Raw genomic sequence first — 18,485 nt, forward strand, 5'->3', positions numbered from 1 at the left:
CATTCTATTTTTTATTTAAAATCCCGCCAACAAGCTTGTCTGCAATTCCCGGAAATAGATTATAAAGAACACTTCCCCAGTTCATCCACACAGGTAAATTTAACTCACGTTTTGGATGTAGCATTAATTTTATTATTTTATCAGCCACTGTATCAGCTGAAAGCATAAATTTCTGCACATTTTTTACATAATTCCCCGTTTTGTCGGCTATATGAAAAAAATTTGTCTCGATTGGTCCTGGATTTACAGCAGAGATTTTTATATTTGAATTAGCCACTTCCATTCGAAGACTATTTGTAAATCCTAGAACAGCGTGTTTTGTCGCTGCATAGGCACTTGATTTAGCAGTAGCTAGTTTTCCTGCTTGGGAGGCGACATTAATGATATGGCCTTCATTATTTTTTAGCATCGAAGGTAATACCTCTTTGGTACAAGCAATAAGCCCCATTACATTTACTTGAAACAATCGATTAATGTCTTCCATTTTTGCTTCATGAACCATATCGAAGATACCAAATCCAGCATTATTAATTAATATATCAATAAATTCAACTTCTTGATATATCTTTGCAAAGACTTTCTTTACTTGCTCCAAATTGCTTACATCTAAAGTAAAATAAAGAGCTTGTCCGGGAAACTGATTATTTATTTTCTTGCAAATAGCAGCGAGCTTATCTTCTGAACGAGCCAGAAGGATAGGACGAGCCCCCAAATGAGCAGCTTTTATAGCAATTTTCTCTCCTATGCCAGACGAAGCACCTGTAATTACTATGTTCTTTCCGTTTAATTCCTTCATTATCCACCTCAAAAAGCACATGCATCATGTAAAAATGCCTTATTCTTATTTCCTAAATAATCATCAATAGATTGATATATTATATCGATTAAATCCAACTTTTCTCTTTCTTGGCCTTGATGTTTCCCTTCTCATTTTCACATAGAAAATTTAAAATAACAACTGAGCGCTTCACTCATCTTTTTTAAACAAACAAAATAACGTCTCCTATTTTTAGGAATTCCTTTCATCTCCAATGCACCTGAATAAACAAGGTAGCGAATCCAATATTCAAGAAAATCGGGATCCGTATAAAGATACTTTTCCTCTATCTCTCCATATAAGCTGACTAGTCCTGATATAATCTGTTTTTTCCTTATCCTTGAAGATCAACAGCTAATCTACTTGCAATATATGGGGATGCAACAAGATGAATAGCTTTTTTATGTTTCACGGTCTTTTCTTCTGTTGTTTTCTATCGCTTTGTTGATGCACGTAACTATTTCGTTTAAACTTTCTTCATCCAAAAATAATCCAAGACCTTGCACTGCTTCACTATTTTCATGTTCAAAGCTTTGAAACTCTTGTCTATTTTTAATATTATAAAGAGCAGAATGCTTAGTTTTTTTTAAGTCATCTAATGTAATGTATGTGTGTGACTCTAATTTGTAACAATAGATGAGATTATCATCTATCAAGAAATATAGATAAGAACCTTTTATTCTATTCTTCATTGCGAATCCCCTTTTTTTGTAAAATTCTAAATTTAATTATACAATCAACGGACTAATTTTCCCACTACTCTATTTTTCTATTGACAGACAAGCCTTTTTTCTTGCATAATCAAATAAATTTATCATAGGAATGCGATGATTAAGATTAGTAAATGACAATGGCTTGCTAGAGAGTGAAGTTCTATGGCTGCAAAACTTCATCAAGATCCATTTCATTGAACCTACTTAGGAGTTGTTAGGCAAACCTAAACGTAAACCGTCGTTACCGGAAAAGAGTTGTATAATCACGCACATATGCTGATTATAGTTAAACTAAGGTGGTACCGCGGAAAAAACCTTTCGTCCTTTCATTATGACGAGAGGTTTTCTTATTTCCATACAACGTTTTTATAGGAGGAATAAAAATGAAAAAAATTGCTATCATTGGTGCTGGTTCTATGAGCGAAGCGTTAATTTCGGGGATTGTTTCTAGTAAGTTGCAGGAGAGTACAGAAATTACCGTCACAAACCGCGGTAATACAGAAAGACTCATTGAATTACAGAATCGCTATGGTGTTAAATACTCTTTCGATATAGAAAAATTAGTTGGAGAAGCTGATGCCATTATTCTCGCGATGAAACCGAAAGATCTAAAAGAAGCTACTGTACAATGGAAAAATTATATCACAAAAGAAACGCTGCTCATTAGCGTGCTTGCTGGCGTAAATATGGACAGTCTGCAACGGCTAATCGGACTGGAAGTTCCCATTGCACGTGCTATGCCCAATACTTCTGCAACAGTTGGAAAATCAGCAACAGGTATTGCCTTCAACTCCTTTGTAGAAGAAGCACAAAAAACATTCGTCCTGGACATGTTTGAAACAGTTGGATTAGTTACATTTGTTCAAGAAGAACAATTAGATGCCATAACCGGTCTTTCTGGAAGCGGTCCAGCTTATATCTATTATTTAGTGGAAGCGATGGAAAAAGGAGCTGTAAAAATCGGACTAAATCGGGAAGTAGCTAATGAGTTGATTGTACAAACAATCCTTGGTGCAGCGGAAATGATCGCATCGTCCCCCAAGAGCGCACTTGAGCTTCGCAAGAATGTAACTAGTCCTGGTGGCACAACAGAAGCAGGCATTAACATTCTTGAGCAATATGATGTACAGAAGGCCTTCATTTCGTGTATGGAAGAGGCAACAGCCCAATCCAAAAGGATGGGAAAAGCACTTACAGAAGAACTAAAACTGTCCAAATAACATTATTTAAATATAGAAAGGATGTTGCCGCTTTTTTGACAACATCCTTTTACTTATATCTCGTATTCTGAAAAATCTTCTGCTATATATGTATTGGGAAAGATAGTTCTTGCTTCCTGCAATAATTGTTCTGTTAATGCATAATCATATCTGGCACTAATATGTGTAAGAATGAGACAGTCTACATTTGCCTTTTTAGCTGTTTTGGCAGCTTGTGCCGTTGTAGAATGATAATATTCCGTTGCGATGGAACTTTCTTTTTCGGAGAAGGTTGCTTCATGAACCAATATTTTAGCCTCTTTCGCCAAAATCTCAGCAGAAGCACAGGTTCTTGTATCTCCTAAAATAGTGATAATTCTCCCTTTAATATTCGGGCCAAGAAAGGTTTGGCTACCTACAATCGTACCGTCATCAAGGACGAGGTCTTCCCCCTCTTTAATTTTTTTATAAATAGGGCCAGGCATTATTCCATATTGCTTTAATTTATCTGTATCTAATTTTCCAGGTCGGTCCTTTTCTATAATCCGATAGCCATAACTTGTAACACCATGCTCAAGTATTTTTGCTTCCACGATAAAATCTTGTTCTTCCAAAATAATGCCTTCATCGATTTCTACAATATTTAGCGCATACTTTAAAAAAGTTTTGCTGACAGCAAGGCTAACTTGTACATACTCCTTAATTCCTTTCGGCCCATATATCGTTAGTGGTGTCTCTCCCCCTTGGAAAGACCGACTGGCGAGAAAGCCTGGTAAACCATATAGATGGTCTCCATGCAAATGGGTAATAAAAATTTTATCAATTCTTCTTGGTTTAATATTGGTATGTAAAATTTGATGCTGCGTTGCTTCGCCACAATCAAATAGCCAAATACTTCCCTTCTCTTCTAAAAGCTTTAAAGCAATCGCTGTAACATTTCTTGCTTTTGCTGGAATACCTGCCCCAGTTCCTAAAAATTGCAACTTCATAATAAGCTTACTAATCCCCTTTCGTTTTCTTTCTTGTCATGAATCCTTTGTATAAATAAAAGCGTATCATTAAATACTAAATTAGAATAGACGTATTAAGTATACTTTACAGCTGCCTGTTTATCCAAATACGTAAATCTTTTAACTAGTAACTTTTGCTAATATATTGTAATATCATGTTGGATGAATGAAAAATTTCTGCTGTAAATACAAATAGTAAAAATATTTGCAAAAATTATAAACAAATTTGTTGCTATCTCCTTAAGAAAAAGATAAAATTTTATAACTGTATAGGTACATGTATTATTTAAGTGAAAATGCACCTATGTAAAACAGCAATTTAATAATTTTCATACATATATAAATGAAATGAGGTACTAGAAAGTGAATGAAAAACAAACATCAAATGCACTTATTATGATCTTCGGGGCAACAGGAGATTTAGCGAATAGAAAACTTTTCCCCTCTCTTTATCGATTGTATAAAAAAGGTAAATTAGCAAATTTTGCGGTTGTAGGTGTCGGGAGAAGAACATTAACACAAGAACAGTTTAAACAAAATGTTGTTAATTCTGTTTCTGAAGCAATTGCAAGTTCTAAAAATGATGATCTTGAGACATTCGCTTCTTATTTCTGCTATCATTCACATGATGTTACAGATTCAAGTTCTTATGTTGAGCTTAAAAACATAGCTGATGAATTAGATGTAAAACATAACTTAAATGGTAATCGTGTATTCTACTTAGCAATGGCACCTGAATTCTTTGGTCCTATCGCCATTCATTTAAAGCAGGATGGACTAACAGAAGTAAAAGGGTACAAACGTCTAATTATCGAAAAACCATTTGGTCATGATTTAGAATCGGCCAAAGAACTGAATGAACAAATTCGTACTGCTTTTTCTGAAGATGAAGTTTATCGAATTGACCACTATTTAGGAAAAGCGATGGTTCAAAATATCGAAACAATCCGTTTTTCCAATGCAATTTTTGAAAATCTATGGAATAACCGCTATATCAGTAACATTCAGATTACTTCAAGTGAAGTATTAGGCGTGGAAGAACGTGGAAGATATTATGAAACAAGCGGGGCACTTCGTGATATGGTTCAAAACCATATGCTGCAAATGGTTGCACTACTTGCAATGGAACCGCCAATTAAACTTACACCAGATGAGATTCGCTCAGAAAAAGTGAAAGTTTTCCGTGCCATGCGTTCTGTTGAAGTAGATGAAGTTGATAAATACTTTGTAAGAGGACAATATGGAAAAGGACTTGTGGAAGATGTTGAGGTACCGAGCTACCGCGAAGAACAAATGGTAGACCCTAACTCCAACACAGAAACTTTTGTCGCTGGAAAAGTAATGATTGATAACTTCCGTTGGGCTGGTGTTCCATTCTATATCCGTACTGGTAAAAGATTAGAAAGTAAATCAACAAAAATAGTGGTACAATTTAAAGATATTCCAATGAATTTATATAATCGTCCAAATCAAGAAATCACTCCAAATCTTCTTGTTATTCACATTCAGCCAGAAGAAGGAATTACTTTACACTTAAACGCCAAAAAAGCAGGACAAAATATGGAAGCAACACCAATAAAGCTAAGCTATGCTAATACTGGTATTGCAGGAATCAATACGCCAGAAGCATATGAAAAGCTAATTGACGATAGCTTGCATGGGGATGCTACTAACTTTACACATTGGGATGAAGTGGCATTATCATGGAGCTATGTCGATAAAATTTCCCAAGCTTGGGAACAAACACCTGCTACTCAATTCCCTAATTATGCTTCTGGTACAATGGGACCAAAAGAAGCTGATGAATTATTAGAAAAAGATGGTTTCTTCTGGTGGCCAGTTAATCAATTTGAAGTAGATGTTTGCTAACTCACACTTCAAGTGACTCTCTAAAAAACGTGAATCTTATTGTATTCACGTTTTTTCTTTCCCTAAATTATTATTTCAGTCTAAGGAGTTTCTCATGAAAAAAATCAAATTAATCCTATCTGTCATTCTCGTATTCCTTTTATATAATCTACTCGTCTTCTACTTAGGATGGAATGGTTATGTATGGCTTGATTCCTTAAATCTATTAACCTATCCATCCATTTATATTGGAGCAGCTATTCTTTTCTCTTATTCATATATTGTCAGCCATTTCCTTAAGTCCATTACCATATTTAAAGTACTTGGTGCGTACTGGCTTGCTATTTTTGAATATGGTATCATACTGTTTCCATTAGCTAATTTAGGATGGCTTTTATTAAACCTATCTATTCCGTCAGAAGATGCAACAAAAATAGTAGGAAGTGCTGCCGCGGTAATTCTTCTGTTTTTACTTATTTACGGAACATTTAACGCTTATTCTCCTGTTATTAGAACCTATAAACTCACAGTAGACAAAAAACAAGCGAAAAGAGACTCTCTGAGGATCGCTATGGCTTCTGATATGCACTTTGGTACTTTATCTGGGAAAAGTCATCTAAACCGCCTTGTAACGAAAATAAACGGTTTAGAGCCAGATTTAATCTTGCTGCCCGGGGATATCATTGATGACGATCCCATTCCTTTTTTGAAAAAGGATATGGGAGAACAATTAAAACAATTACAAGCTCCTTTAGGTATTTTTGGGGTATTAGGTAATCATGAATATTACGGCAAAATGATTCCAACTTTTCTAGAAGAAATGAACCGAATTGGTATTCGCATCTTAATGGACGAAAAAGTAACTATCGATGAAACCATTCGATTAATTGGTCGTAAAGATAAAACGGACCAAGAAAGACTTTCCATTCCTAGCCTTCTTGAAAGTGAAAGTAACCATTTACCAATTCTGATGATGGATCACCAGCCAGATGAACTGGAAGCAGCAATGAATGATGGAATTGATATCATTCTATCTGGACATACCCATCGCGGGCAAATGGCACCAAACCATCTAATTACCAAACGAGTTTTTGAGTTGGACTGGGGCTATAAGAAAAAGAAACAGCTTCATGCAATAGTTTCCTCTGGATTTGGATTTTGGGGACCGCCCATTAGAATTGGCAGCAGATCGGAAATTGTTTATATTGATATAACTTTTAAAGAGTAGATTGTTTTTAATACATTTATTTTTGTGAAAAAGTAATTTGCTAGATGATTGTGCTGCTTGTTATAGCAGCATATTTTTTTGTCTTCTCGTTGTAATTTGTTTGTAGATTTTGTAGTTGTTTAAACTCTTTGGATACGTAAAATTTATGTATGAAGGTCACTTTACTGCCTTTTTCTTTTTTTGTTGGTTCTAAAATGGCTGATGAACGCCTTTTTTCTGCTTTTCTCTCTTCATTGTGGTTTTCATTCATCTTATGAACACCTCTTTTCCTCTGCTCTCTCTTCATTGTGGTTTTCATTCACCTTATGAACACCTCTTTTCTTCCTCCTTTTCTTATTTTTGGCTTTCATTCACCTTGTGAACACCTCTTTTCTTCCTCCCCCTCTTATTTGTGGTTTTCATTCATCTTATGAACACCTCTTTTCTTCCTCCTTTTCTTATTTTTGGCTTTCATTCACCTTGTGAACACCTCTTTTCCTCTGCTCTCTCTTATTTTTGGTGTTCATCCATCTCATGAACACCACCTTCTCCTTCAAAAAAAAGCACACTACATATAAAATCGTAGTGTGCTTTTTATCGCCATTCTTATTTTTCCATCCAGTTTGTATGGAAGATTCCTTCTTTGTCAAGACGCTCATATGTGTGAGCACCGAAGTAGTCACGTTGCGCTTGTAGTAAATTTGCTGGTAAAGTTGCTGTACGGTAGCTATCAAAGTATGATAATGCTGCTGCAAAGCTTGGTACAGGAATACCGTTTAAGACAGCTCCAGAAATTACTTCACGTAATGCTGATTGGTAGTTTTCAGTAATTTCACTGAAGTATGGATCCAATAGAAGGTTCTTCAATTCTGGATCACGATCATATGCATCTTTAATTTTTTGTAAGAATTGAGCGCGAATAATACAACCACCGCGGAAAATCATTGCGATTTCGCCATAGTTTAAGTTCCAATCGTATTCTTCTGACGCTTCTCTCATTTGCGCAAAACCTTGGGCATAAGAAACAATTTTGCTTAAGTATAGAGCTTTACGAACTGATTCGATAAATGCTGCTTTATCACCTGTGAAAGGTTTAATTTCTGGGCCAGAAAGTACTTTGCTTGCTTTTACGCGTTCGTCCTTCATTGCAGAAATGAAACGAGCAAATACGGATTCTGTAATCATTGGAAGTGGTACACCTAAGTCTAGAGCACTTTGGCTTGTCCATTTACCAGTTCCTTTTTGACCAGCAGTATCTAAGATTAGATCTACTAAAGGTTTACCAGTCTCTTCGTCAACTTTAGTAAAGATATCTGCAGTGATTTCAATTAGGTAGCTGTCTAGCTCCCCTTTATTCCACTCTGCAAATACTTCATGAAGTTCTTGTGCTTCTAAGCCTAAAACATGCTTCATGATGAAGTATGCTTCACAGATTAATTGCATATCTCCATATTCGATTCCGTTATGCACCATTTTTACATAGTGGCCGGCACCGTCTGGACCGATATAAGTTGTACAAGGCTCATCGTTAACTTTTGCAGAAATATCTCGGAAAATCGGAGCAACTAATTCATATGCTTCTTTTTGGCCACCAGGCATAATAGAAGGTCCTTTTAATGCTCCTTCTTCACCGCCAGAAACACCTGTACCGATGAAGTGAATACCAAGTTCACTAAGCTCTTTATTACGTCTTTGTGTATCTTTAAAGAATGTGTTACCGCCATCGATGACAATATCGCCTTTATCTAATAAAGGTTTTAATTGCTCGATTGTTGCGTCTGTAGCTGGACCAGCTTTAACCATTAACATGATTTTACGTGGAACTTCTAAAGATTGTACAAATTCTTCTAATGTATATGTTCCAACAATATTCTTGCCTTCTGATTCTTTAAGCATTTCTTCTGTTTTTTCTTTTGAACGGTTGAAAACGGAAACAGTATAGCCTCTGCTTTCGATATTCATAGCAAGGTTTTTACCCATAACCGCTAAACCGATTACACCAAATTGCTGTTTTGTCATTTTTCCTAACGTCCCTTCTAAACTATGTATCCTTATAGTAGAATTCACTTAACTTTAGCAAGATTTTTTAAGTTATGCAACTAAAATGCAACTACTTTTCTTGATTATTTAAAAAAATTTTTTTTGTCACAAATAACTTAACTAAAATTTCTTTCCTTGCAAAAAATCTTTATTAAAACTAGTTTTGGTACCAATGTCTTCTTCTTTTTTCGAAATATTATTTCTTTCTGATGCTGGTTCAATAATAGAAGCGCCATATTTTTCTTTCAGCCTATCTATTGCTGTCCATAATGGTTCTTTCTCTGCTTCTTTTTCAAAGGAAAAGAGATCAAGTTGTTTTACTACAATATTATTGTCGATTAAATCTCCTGCTGTTATACCTAATAAACGAACAGGATTTCCATCCCATGCTGTCGTAAAAATCTCTTTGCTCTGCTGAAATATCTCTTCCTCTGATTTAATTGGATTTGCTAATTTTTTGCTCTTGGAATAGTTTTTTCTGTTCCCATAGCGAATGGTTACAGATAGATGATTAGCATGTACATGTTTTCTTTTCATTCTTGTAGCCACTTTATTCGCTAAAGATGCCAATACTTGGAATAAATCCTGCTGATTCTTTATATCGCGCGGCAATGTTGTTGAATTGCCAATACTTTTAAATTCATTGGCAGCTTCTGGATCAACTGGTCGATTATCTTCTCCATTGGCTTTCTCCTTTAAACGAATTCCATTGATGCCAAGTGTTGCTTTTAAAAGAATAGACTGCGCCATTGCTAAATCTTTTATAGTTTCTATGCCAATTGCTCTTAGTTTTTCCCCTGTTTTTTTTCCTATACCATGCATTTCTTCTACTTGCATCGGCCAAAGTATTTTAGGAATATCGCGTTTTCTTAAAATCGTGATTCCCATTGGTTTTTTTAAATCAGAAGCTGTTTTGGCAAGAAATTTATTAGGGGCAATCCCGATACTGCATGGTAAGTCTAACCGTTCAAAAATTCGTTTCTGAATCGTTCTTGCAATATATATCGGTGTTCCTAACTCATGGCAATGCGTAATATCTACATATCCCTCATCAATGGAAACAGGCTCAACAATATCGGAAAATTCGTGAAGAATTTGAAACATCGCAAGAGATGCCGTTCGATAACGATCAAAATTTGGAGGCAAAACAATTAAATCCGGACATTTTTTCTTCGCTTCCCATAAAGGCATGGTTGTTTTTACACCAAATTTTCTTGCTTCATAGCTGCAAGTGACAATAATACCTCTGCGCTCTTTTTCATTTCCTGCAATTGCCAATGGCTTCCCCTTTAACTGTGGATCATAAGCCATTTCAACAGATGCATAAAAACTATTCATATCTACGTGTAAAATAACTCGTCCTTTTTTTGGATAAAATTCTTTCATTTTGCTTTCACCAATTCTTTAAGATCATTTATAGTCACTTCTATTCCTCTGCTTTTAGCGCAAACCTTACTGCTTACGCAGGCTGATTTTTCATATAGTCTTTAATTTCTTTTACACCTTCAAGTGTTTCTAGTAAAATAGTTGGATCAAGCATTAATACCAAACGATTTTCTAAATTAAGAACACCTGTTATATATTCTGTTTTCTGATAAGCGGAAATGCCCACTTCTTTTATTACTTCGTCTTTTATATCAAGAATTTCTTTTGCATCATTTACAATCATTGCAAACGAAATATCTTCTGTTCGTGCAACAATTAATTTATTATTTTCATTTTCCTCTGTTTTTTGATTATATAAAACCATCTGTAAATCAATAACAGGGATAAGCTCGTCTCTTACTTTTCTTATTCCTCTGACAAAGGATGGCAATTGAGGAACAGGGGTAATCTGCTCTTCCTTTTCAATTGATATGACATAAGAAACATCTACGGAATATTCTCCGTTTGCCACTTTAAATATAACAACCTTCTTTTCTTCCATTTATATTCCCCCCAAAGATTCTATTTTACAGTAGTATTTACCTATACAATATTTTCCTCTGTTTTCTAGATAAATGCAAGTAAAAATAGAAACATTTGTTTGATTTATACTAAAAAGAGTGCTTCCCTAAAAAGGAAACACCCACAACTCCATCATATAATTATTGACCTGTTACTTCATCTATTATAGCAAGTACCATTTCAGCTAATTTATTTAATTCTTCGATTGGCATTTTTTCATTAGTTGTATGAATCTCTTCATAACCTACCGCTAAGTTAACCGTTGGGATACCAAAACCACAGATAACGTTGGCATCACTTCCGCCACCGCTTTGTTGTAGTTCGCAGCTTCTGCCGATTTTCGCTGCCGCTTTTTTCGCTACTTCTACAACATGGTCACCTTCTCCAAATTTAAAGCCTGGATACATAACATCCACTTCGACAATTGCCTGTCCACCCATTTCACTAGCTGCCGATTCAAATGCTTCCTTCATTTTCGCTACTTGTGCAAGCATTTTATCTTCTACTAATGAACGTGCTTCTGCAAGGATATCTACATGGTCGCAAACGATATTTGTTTGTTTACCACCAGCAAAACTGCCAATATTAGCTGTTGTTTCTTTATCGATACGACCTAAAGGCATTTTTGCGATCGCTTTTGACGCAATAGTAATAGCAGAAACTCCTTTTTCGGGTGCTACGCCAGCATGAGCCGTTTTTCCTAGAATCGTTGCTTTAACTTTTGCTTGTGTCGGTGCTGCCACAACGATATTTCCTACTTTCCCATCACTATCTAGTGCATACCCATATTTTGCTTGGATTAATTTTGGATCAAGTGCTTTTGCACCTAATAATCCAGATTCTTCTCCAACTGTAATGATAAATTGGATCGTTCCATGAGGAATATTATTTTCTTTGATTACTGTAAGTATTTCAAGCATAACAGATAGACCAGTTTTATCATCTGCGCCGAGTATTGTTGTGCCATCTGTTACTATGTATCCATCTTTAATGGATGGTTTTACGCCAACGCCTGGTACTACTGTATCCATATGTGAGGTAAAGTAAATAGGATCCACGTTCTCTTTCGTTGCAGGAAGCGTACAAATTAAATTTCCTGCACCATGACCAGTAATAGCTGTAGTATCATCTTCTATCACTTCTAAGCCTAATTCTTCAAATTTCTTTTTTAGTACGATACTGATTTCTTTTTCATATTTTGTTTCCGAATCAATTTGTACCAGTTCTAAAAACTGATTTAATAAACGTTCTTGATTGATCATTTTTCGTTCCTCCAAAAATTAGTGACATTATTAGTATACGCCTATAAAAAAAGAACATCAAATAAAAATAACAAGAGAGGAATCTCATTTTTTCTTATAAATACCGAAAAATTCCCACAAGCAAATATTCCATCTATTTATAGTTGTACCATTCTGTTATTCTTAGTAAAATAGACAATAAGAATGGTTAAGACATGGAGGATACTATGAAGAAAAAGAAAAATAGATTACAAAAGATTGTTGTATATTTAATGATCTTTGTTATGCTTGCATCTACCCTGTTGATTGGAATTGGAATGTTATTTTAATTTAAGATTAAGAAAGCGAAGAAGGATAAAACTTCTTCGCTTTTATTCAATCGCCCCATATTCCTTCGCTAGCTCTGGAAAACTTTTATCTGAATTGGTAATCAACACTTTTGTTCCTAAAGGAATGAAATCATAAATGGATTCCACTGCCTCATTTTGCATGCGTACACAGCCTTGTGACACGTATTTCCCGATACTTCCTGGATTATTTGTGCCATGAATCCCATACATTCTTCCATCTGTATTATTTGCATCAAAACCAATCCATCGTGTCCCTAATGGATTTTCCTCATCTCCTCCCATAATATCTTTTTTTCGATAATAGGGATTTGTGGCTTTAACTGTTATCGTAAATAAACCCTCTGGCGTTAAATCTTCTTTTTTTCCGGTCGAAACACTTATTGTTGTCTGCACTCGATTTTCGTCTATCAAGGTTAATTGATTCGTTTTTTTATTAATAATTAGAAAAGGATCTCCTGGTAATGGATTTATCCCCAACGGCCATACGGGGGAGATTGTTAAGAGAATAGACAAAACTAGTTTCAACATCCAATCACACTCTCTTTTTTTCCTTAGTTTGTGTGATTGTTGTATCTTTATGCGGAATAGAAAGTCCATTTTATCAAAAAGAAACAGGTTTCTTCATCTAATTGACAAAGAAACCTGTTTAACATTCTTATAGCATTTTCTCCAAAAACTCTTTGGCGCGGTCTGTTTTAGGGTTTGTAAAGAACTCAGCTGGAGGAGCATCTTCCACTACCACTCCACCATCTAAGAATAGAACTCTATTTGCCGCTTCTCTGGCAAAGCCCATTTCATGTGTCACAATAAGCATGGTAATTCCAGTGTTTGCGAGTGACTTCATTACCTCAAGCACTTCTTTAACCATTTCAGGATCCAAAGCTGACGTTGGTTCATCAAATAGGATTACATCTGGATTCATGGCAAGGGCACGTGCAATTGCCACCCTTTGCTTTTGTCCGCCTGATAAACGGCTAGGGTATACATGCGCTTTATCGGCAAGCCCCACTTTAGCAAGAAGCTCTTGACCCATTTTTTCCGCTTCACTCTTGCTTAGTCCCTTTACTTTGATTGGTGCATATGTCACATTTTGTAAAACCGTTTTATGCGGGAAAAGATGAAAATGTTGAAATACCATCCCAACGTTTTCTCTTATTCTTTTTATATTTGTATTTTTATCAGTAATATCCGTACCATCAATTATTACTTTTCCTTTTGTAGGTACTTCCAGTAAGTTAATACAGCGCAGAAAGGTAGACTTTCCTGAGCCAGAAGGACCAATAATCGTTACTACTTCGCCTTTTTCTACTTGCGTATTTATCCCTTTTAAAACTTGAAGAGAGCCATAAGATTTATGCAAATTTTCAACATTAATCACTTCTTCTCATTCTCCTTTCAACTGCTTTTGCCAATGTTGTCAGTATCATTACTAGAACGTAATAAATAAGGCCGGCAAGAATCATTGGCTCCAAGTATGCATATTTTTCGCCGCCCATTATATAAGCTCTACGCATAATATCTGTAACACCAATAACAGTAACAACAGCTGACTCTTTTGTTAAGGAAACAGCTTCATTGATTAATGCTGGAAAAATGTTCTTTAAAGCCTGAGGCAAAATTAAATCGAACATTGCTTGCCTAGGGGAAACACCTAACGCCATAGCAGCTTCTTTTTGGCCGCGATCTACTGCTAAAATTCCAGCTCGAATAATTTCTGAAATATAAGCAGCTGAATTTAAACCAAAGGAAAGAATTGCTGCAATAGCTGGCTCAATTTGGATACCAGTTAATTGTGGTACACCAAAATAGATAATCATTAATTGAAGAACAAGGGGCGTTCCTCTAAAAACTGATGTATAAATAGCAGCAATCCAGCTAAGCACTGGCAGCTTACTAAGTTTAAATATCGAAAGTATAATACCTAAAACAAAACCAATTATTCCTGCCACCACAACAATTTGCAATGTCACAGTGATTCCCTTTAACAAATATGGGAGAGAAGGAATAAATTGTTGGAAATCTAAGCCCATAACTATCTCAATCCTTTCTAAAAAAACGGGGGATGTTTTTATCTATTATATAGCTTAAAAAACAAGAAAATGTTTAGGGCATATTCAGCCCTAAACTATCCCCCACATATACCTTTTCTTAGTTACCAAACCATTTTACAACTAACTTATCAATTTCGCCGCTATCTTTCATTTTCTTTAATTCAGCATTGAACTTTTCTGTTAGGTCACTGCCTTTAGGAAATGCAATAGCCGAACCAGCGTCTTCATTCGCTTCTTTCGCCGGGAAAGATGTTAATGTATCTTCTTTATTTAAATAACCTTTTGCAACAACATCCTCAATAATTGCTGCATCAAAACGACCTGCTTTAATTTCTTGAATTAATTGAGGAATACGGTCACGGTTCTCTACTGTAACTTTTACTGTTTTAGCGATTTCTTTTGCTGCATCTTCTTGAATCGATCCTAGTTGTACTCCAACCTTTTTCCCATCAAGATCTTGAACAGTTTTAATATTGCTATCTTTTGTTGTTACAACTAAGTCTTTTGCCGTGAAATAGACATCGCTGAAGTCAACATTTTCTGCTCTTTCCGGTGTTGGAGACATACCAGATAATACCAAATCCACTTTGCCAGATTGTAAGGCAGAAATTAACCCGCTAAAATCCATATCTTTCACTTGAATTTGGTAACCTAGCTTTTCGCTTAGTGCTTTGGCTAAATCAATATCAAAACCGATAATCTCATCACTTTTTGCAGTATCGATGTATTCAAATGGTGCATAATCTGCTGATGTTCCCATCACAAGTACTTTTTTATCAGCCGATTCATATCCACTGTTTGAACCTTTTTCATCAGTAGAAGCGCCACATGCACTTAAAATGACTACTATAGACAACAGCATTAATGCTAATAATTTTTTCATCTTAAAATCCCCCTATACATACTTATGCTTTTATTCTCTATTAATATTAGTAGTTTGTTGCAAATTATTAGATAGTCTTTCAATTTATATTCATGCAACAATATGAATTTTAACACATGCTAATAATTATTCAATACAATTTATACAAATTCATCAAATGAAATACTATTCTGAAAAAATGTAATTTTCAAATAAATAATAAAGTTGGATAATTTCATGTCGCTAATTTTATCTAGTACACGTTTTTTAATCTTTTTTCTTGCTGCAAAAAGCATTGCCAACTTCTATTTCCATAAAAAAACACCCTGAAAGCCAAATTTACTTTAACTTTCAAGGTGCAATATTATCATCAATAAAGCAAGCTTACTTTACTTCTGTGCAATATTCTTCGAATGCATTTTGTAGTTTTTCTACCACTTGCATAGGATCATGACCTTCAATTTCATGGCGTTCTATCATTTTAACAAGCTCACCATCTTTCATTAATGCAAAAGACGGAGAGGAAGGAGGAAAACCTGTAAAATATGAACGGGCTTGTTCTGTTGCTTCCTTATCTTGTCCTGCAAATACAGTTACTAATTGATCTGGCCTTTTTTTATAATGTAAAGAGTAACCTGCAGCTGGTCTTGCAATTCCACCTGCACATCCACATACAGAATTAACCATCACTAAAGTGGTACCTTTTTGGGATAATGCTTCATCTACAGCTTCTTTTGTTGTAAGTTCTTCGTAACCAGCCTCTACTATTTCTTGGCGTGCTTGACGGACAACATCATTCATGAATAAATTAAAATCAATATTCATCGTTTCGCTCCTTTTATGAAATATCTTCTTTTTACATTATTATAAAAAAAGTATTCATTTTCAATTTATTTGATTGCAAAACTTCTTTATTCATTACAGTCTTTAATATATTGGTGTTGTTTCCTCTGACGTTGTCTCTAATATTTCCTTGATTCTCTGAAGGAATCTTCCGCATATAAGACCATCTAATACACGGTGATCAAGAGACATGCATAAATTCACCATATCAGAGATCGCAATCATATTATCTTTAATAACTGGTCTCTTCACGATTGATTCCACTTGAAGAATCGCTGCTTGAGGATGATTGATAATTCCCATTGACTGAATGGAGCCAAATGATCCGGTATTATTAACAGTAAATGTGCCGCCTTGCATTTCATCAACTGTAAGCTTGCCTGTTCTCGCTTTGTTTGCAAGTTCTGTAATCTCTCTGGCAATTCCTTTTATCGACTTTTCATCCGCATTTTTGATGACTGGGACAAACAGTGCATTTTCTGTCGCAACAGCAATGGAGATATTAATCTCTTTTTTCTGGATAATTTTATCGCCTGCCCAAGTCGAATTAATTTGCGGAAATTCTTTTAATGCACGCGCAACGGCTTTAACAAAGAAAGCAAAGAATGTTAAGTTATAGCCTTCTTCTTTTTTAAAGGAGTCTTTCACTTTATTTCTGTATTGAACCAGTTTGGTAACGTCCACTTCGATCATTGTCCAGGCATGAGGAATCTCATGTTTACTCTTTACCATATTGTTAGCAATTGCTTTTCTTAATCCCGTAATTGGAAACTCCTTATCCCCTGCACTTGTTGGCACATTATGTACGATTGTTTCTCGTTGAGGAGCATGTTCAACTATTCCATTAACAGAACTTTTTTCTTCTGTTTTAACTTGGGGAATTCCTTCTTGGATTGCCTTTTGAACATCTTTTCTAGTAATTCTTCCCCCTGCACCTGTTCCAGTTAAAAGCGTTAAGTCAATTCCCGCTTCTTGAGAAAGGCGTAAAACAGCTGGTGAATATCTTGCCTTTTGACTTGTAGCAGCATCAGCTAAAGGTGCTTCAGTTTTTTCTTTCGATTCCGCTTTTACTTCTTTCTCTACCTGCGTATCGTCCCCTTCTACTTCAATGGTACAAATTACTTCCCCTACTTCAAGTGTTTGCCCCTCTTCTGCAAGAAGTTCTTTAATGGTTCCCGAAAAAGAAGATGGAATTTCTGCATTTACTTTATCTGTCATTACTTCTGCAAGAGGATCGTATTTATTTACGACATCCCCTACAGCAACAATCCAATTACTAATTGTTCCTTCTGTTACACTTTCTCCTAGTTTAGGCATTGTTATCTTTTCAATCGGCATTCTTTTTCCCTCCTTGTTGTACGACTTAAAATTCTGCGAGCTTGCGCATTTCTGTTTCGACTTTTTCTGGTGTTACCAAGAAGAATTTTTCCATTGTTGGTGCATATGGCATTGCCGGAACATCTTCAGCCGCTAGACGCATAATTGGTGCATCTAAATCAAATAAGCAGTTTTCTGCAATAATTGCTGCAACTTCACTAATAACACTACCTTCTTTGTTATCCTCTGTTACTAGCAGAACCTTTCCTGTCTTAGAAGCGGCTTCAATAATAGCCTCTTTATCGAGTGGATAAACTGTTCGCAAATCTAAAATATGTGCAGAAATGCCATCCTCTGCTAACTTTTCAGCAGCCTGCAAGGCAAAATGGACACATAAACCATATGTGATGACTGTTATATCTTCGCCCTCACGCTTTACATCTGCTTTACCAATTGGTAACACATAATCTTCTTCTGGAACAAAACCTTTAATTAATCGATAAGCACGCTTATGTTCAAAGAATAATACCGGATCAGGGTCTTGAATTGCCGCTTTTAACAAGCCTTTGACATCATATGGTGTAGAAGGCATAACAATTTTTAGTCCTGGTGTATTAGCAAACATAGCTTCTACAGATTGAGAATGATAAAGCGCACCATGAATACCTCCTCCATATGGAGCACGAATAACAATTGGACAAGTCCAGTCATTGTTAGATCGATATCTTATTTTTGCTGCTTCTGAAACAATTTGATTGACAGCAGGCATTATAAAATCAGCAAATTGCATTTCGGCAATTGGTTTTAAGCCATACATTGCAGCTCCTATTCCTACCCCAGCTATTGCCGACTCCGCTAAAGGTGCATCTATTACTCGCTCTGCTCCAAATTGATCATACAGACCTGTTGTCGCTTTAAAAACTCCACCTTTTACTCCTACATCTTCTCCAAGAATAAATACTTTGTCATCCTTCTCCATTTCTTCCCGAATGGCTTGAGTTACTGCATCTATATAGGATATTACTGGCATCTTTCTGTTT

19 protein-coding genes and 1 other annotated feature are annotated in these 18,485 nt (G+C 35.6%); of the genes, 4 read left to right on the forward strand and 15 right to left on the reverse strand.

All coding sequences use genetic code 11. The annotated features are described in order from the left end of the window. Positions 1-4: 4 nt before the first annotated feature. Positions 5-799, reverse strand: coding sequence for an SDR family NAD(P)-dependent oxidoreductase (locus tag NiCM35_RS19340; RefSeq protein WP_371000274.1), 795 nt, complete (start codon positions 797-799; stop codon positions 5-7). A 419-nt stretch (positions 800-1,218) separates the two neighbouring features. Next, a complete protein-coding gene (locus NiCM35_RS19345; protein WP_123257891.1) occupies positions 1,219-1,509 on the reverse strand; it encodes a hypothetical protein in 291 nt (96 codons plus the stop codon). Positions 1,510-1,635: 126 nt separating this feature from the next. Further along, positions 1,636-1,859: a binding site (T-box leader), on the forward strand. 54 nt (positions 1,860-1,913) lie between these two features. On the opposite strand from NiCM35_RS19345, the gene proC reads away from it, so the two are divergent. Next, positions 1,914-2,750, forward strand: coding sequence for a pyrroline-5-carboxylate reductase (proC, locus tag NiCM35_RS19350; protein ID WP_095332905.1), 837 nt, complete (start codon positions 1,914-1,916; stop codon positions 2,748-2,750). A 53-nt stretch (positions 2,751-2,803) separates the two neighbouring features. Here proC and rnz read toward each other — a convergent pair whose 3' ends face one another. Further along, entirely contained in the window at positions 2,804-3,718 is a 915-nt protein-coding gene (gene rnz, locus NiCM35_RS19355) for a ribonuclease Z (protein WP_123259251.1), read from the reverse strand. Positions 3,719-4,135: 417 nt separating this feature from the next. On the opposite strand from rnz, the gene zwf reads away from it, so the two are divergent. Beyond that, the gene (zwf, locus tag NiCM35_RS19360) at positions 4,136-5,608 is read left to right on the forward strand and encodes a glucose-6-phosphate dehydrogenase (RefSeq protein ID WP_249928604.1); all 1,473 of its coding nucleotides are present in this window, start codon (positions 4,136-4,138) and stop codon (positions 5,606-5,608) included. 94 nt (positions 5,609-5,702) lie between these two features. Beyond that, positions 5,703-6,815: a metallophosphoesterase gene (locus tag NiCM35_RS19365; protein WP_123259249.1), complete on the forward strand. Its 1,113-nt coding sequence runs from the start codon at positions 5,703-5,705 to the stop codon at positions 6,813-6,815. Positions 6,816-6,855: 40 nt separating this feature from the next. On the opposite strand, the gene NiCM35_RS19370 is transcribed toward NiCM35_RS19365, so the two are convergent. The 5 genes from NiCM35_RS19370 to NiCM35_RS19390 form a co-directional block, all read right to left on the reverse strand. Further along, positions 6,856-7,065 carry a hypothetical protein gene (locus tag NiCM35_RS19370; protein WP_172860039.1) on the reverse strand — a complete coding sequence of 70 codons (210 nt, stop codon included), beginning with the start codon at positions 7,063-7,065 and terminating at the stop codon, positions 6,856-6,858. A 335-nt stretch (positions 7,066-7,400) separates the two neighbouring features. Next, positions 7,401-8,813, reverse strand: coding sequence for an NADP-dependent phosphogluconate dehydrogenase (gene gnd, locus NiCM35_RS19375; RefSeq protein ID WP_047941097.1), 1,413 nt, complete (start codon positions 8,811-8,813; stop codon positions 7,401-7,403). Between the two features lie 141 nt (positions 8,814-8,954). Next, positions 8,955-10,220 carry a DNA polymerase IV gene (locus NiCM35_RS19380; protein WP_095332893.1) on the reverse strand — a complete coding sequence of 422 codons (1,266 nt, stop codon included), beginning with the start codon at positions 10,218-10,220 and terminating at the stop codon, positions 8,955-8,957. Between the two features lie 73 nt (positions 10,221-10,293). Further along, entirely contained in the window at positions 10,294-10,761 is a 468-nt protein-coding gene (locus NiCM35_RS19385; protein ID WP_047941099.1) for a chemotaxis protein CheW, read from the reverse strand. Between the two features lie 160 nt (positions 10,762-10,921). Next, positions 10,922-12,043, reverse strand: coding sequence for a tripeptidase T (locus NiCM35_RS19390; protein ID WP_123257895.1), 1,122 nt, complete (start codon positions 12,041-12,043; stop codon positions 10,922-10,924). 194 nt (positions 12,044-12,237) lie between these two features. Between NiCM35_RS19390 and prli42 the strand changes: the two genes are divergently transcribed. After that, positions 12,238-12,351 carry a stressosome-associated protein Prli42 gene (gene prli42, locus NiCM35_RS19395; protein ID WP_235973367.1) on the forward strand — a complete coding sequence of 38 codons (114 nt, stop codon included), beginning with the start codon at positions 12,238-12,240 and terminating at the stop codon, positions 12,349-12,351. Between the two features lie 42 nt (positions 12,352-12,393). Here prli42 and NiCM35_RS19400 read toward each other — a convergent pair whose 3' ends face one another. From NiCM35_RS19400 to NiCM35_RS19430, 7 genes are all read right to left on the reverse strand, one after another. Next, positions 12,394-12,900 carry a L,D-transpeptidase gene (locus NiCM35_RS19400; protein ID WP_095332889.1) on the reverse strand — a complete coding sequence of 169 codons (507 nt, stop codon included), beginning with the start codon at positions 12,898-12,900 and terminating at the stop codon, positions 12,394-12,396. Positions 12,901-13,027: 127 nt separating this feature from the next. Then, complete coding sequence (locus NiCM35_RS19405; RefSeq protein ID WP_163186073.1) at positions 13,028-13,750, reverse strand: amino acid ABC transporter ATP-binding protein; 723 nt, start codon at positions 13,748-13,750, stop codon at positions 13,028-13,030. Beyond that, positions 13,743-14,402 carry an amino acid ABC transporter permease gene (locus NiCM35_RS19410; protein WP_095332885.1) on the reverse strand — a complete coding sequence of 220 codons (660 nt, stop codon included), beginning with the start codon at positions 14,400-14,402 and terminating at the stop codon, positions 13,743-13,745. Before NiCM35_RS19410 ends, NiCM35_RS19405 begins: the two co-directional genes overlap by 8 nt. Before the next feature lie 118 nt (positions 14,403-14,520). Then, positions 14,521-15,306, reverse strand: coding sequence for a transporter substrate-binding domain-containing protein (locus NiCM35_RS19415; protein WP_433780591.1), 786 nt, complete (start codon positions 15,304-15,306; stop codon positions 14,521-14,523). A 363-nt stretch (positions 15,307-15,669) separates the two neighbouring features. Continuing rightward, on the reverse strand, positions 15,670-16,110 hold the full coding sequence (locus tag NiCM35_RS19420) for a BrxA/BrxB family bacilliredoxin (protein ID WP_433780593.1): 441 nt from the start codon (positions 16,108-16,110) through the stop codon (positions 15,670-15,672). Positions 16,111-16,212: 102 nt separating this feature from the next. Then, the gene (locus NiCM35_RS19425) at positions 16,213-17,466 is read right to left on the reverse strand and encodes a dihydrolipoamide acetyltransferase family protein (RefSeq protein ID WP_123257898.1); all 1,254 of its coding nucleotides are present in this window, start codon (positions 17,464-17,466) and stop codon (positions 16,213-16,215) included. A 25-nt stretch (positions 17,467-17,491) separates the two neighbouring features. Further along, positions 17,492-18,475 carry an alpha-ketoacid dehydrogenase subunit beta gene (locus NiCM35_RS19430; RefSeq protein WP_047941108.1) on the reverse strand — a complete coding sequence of 328 codons (984 nt, stop codon included), beginning with the start codon at positions 18,473-18,475 and terminating at the stop codon, positions 17,492-17,494. Positions 18,476-18,485 lie beyond the last annotated feature (10 nt).

Origin of the sequence: Niallia sp. M35 (assembly GCF_050971705.1) — a bacterium.
GTDB lineage: Bacteria > Bacillota > Bacilli > Bacillales > Cytobacillaceae > Niallia > Niallia circulans_A.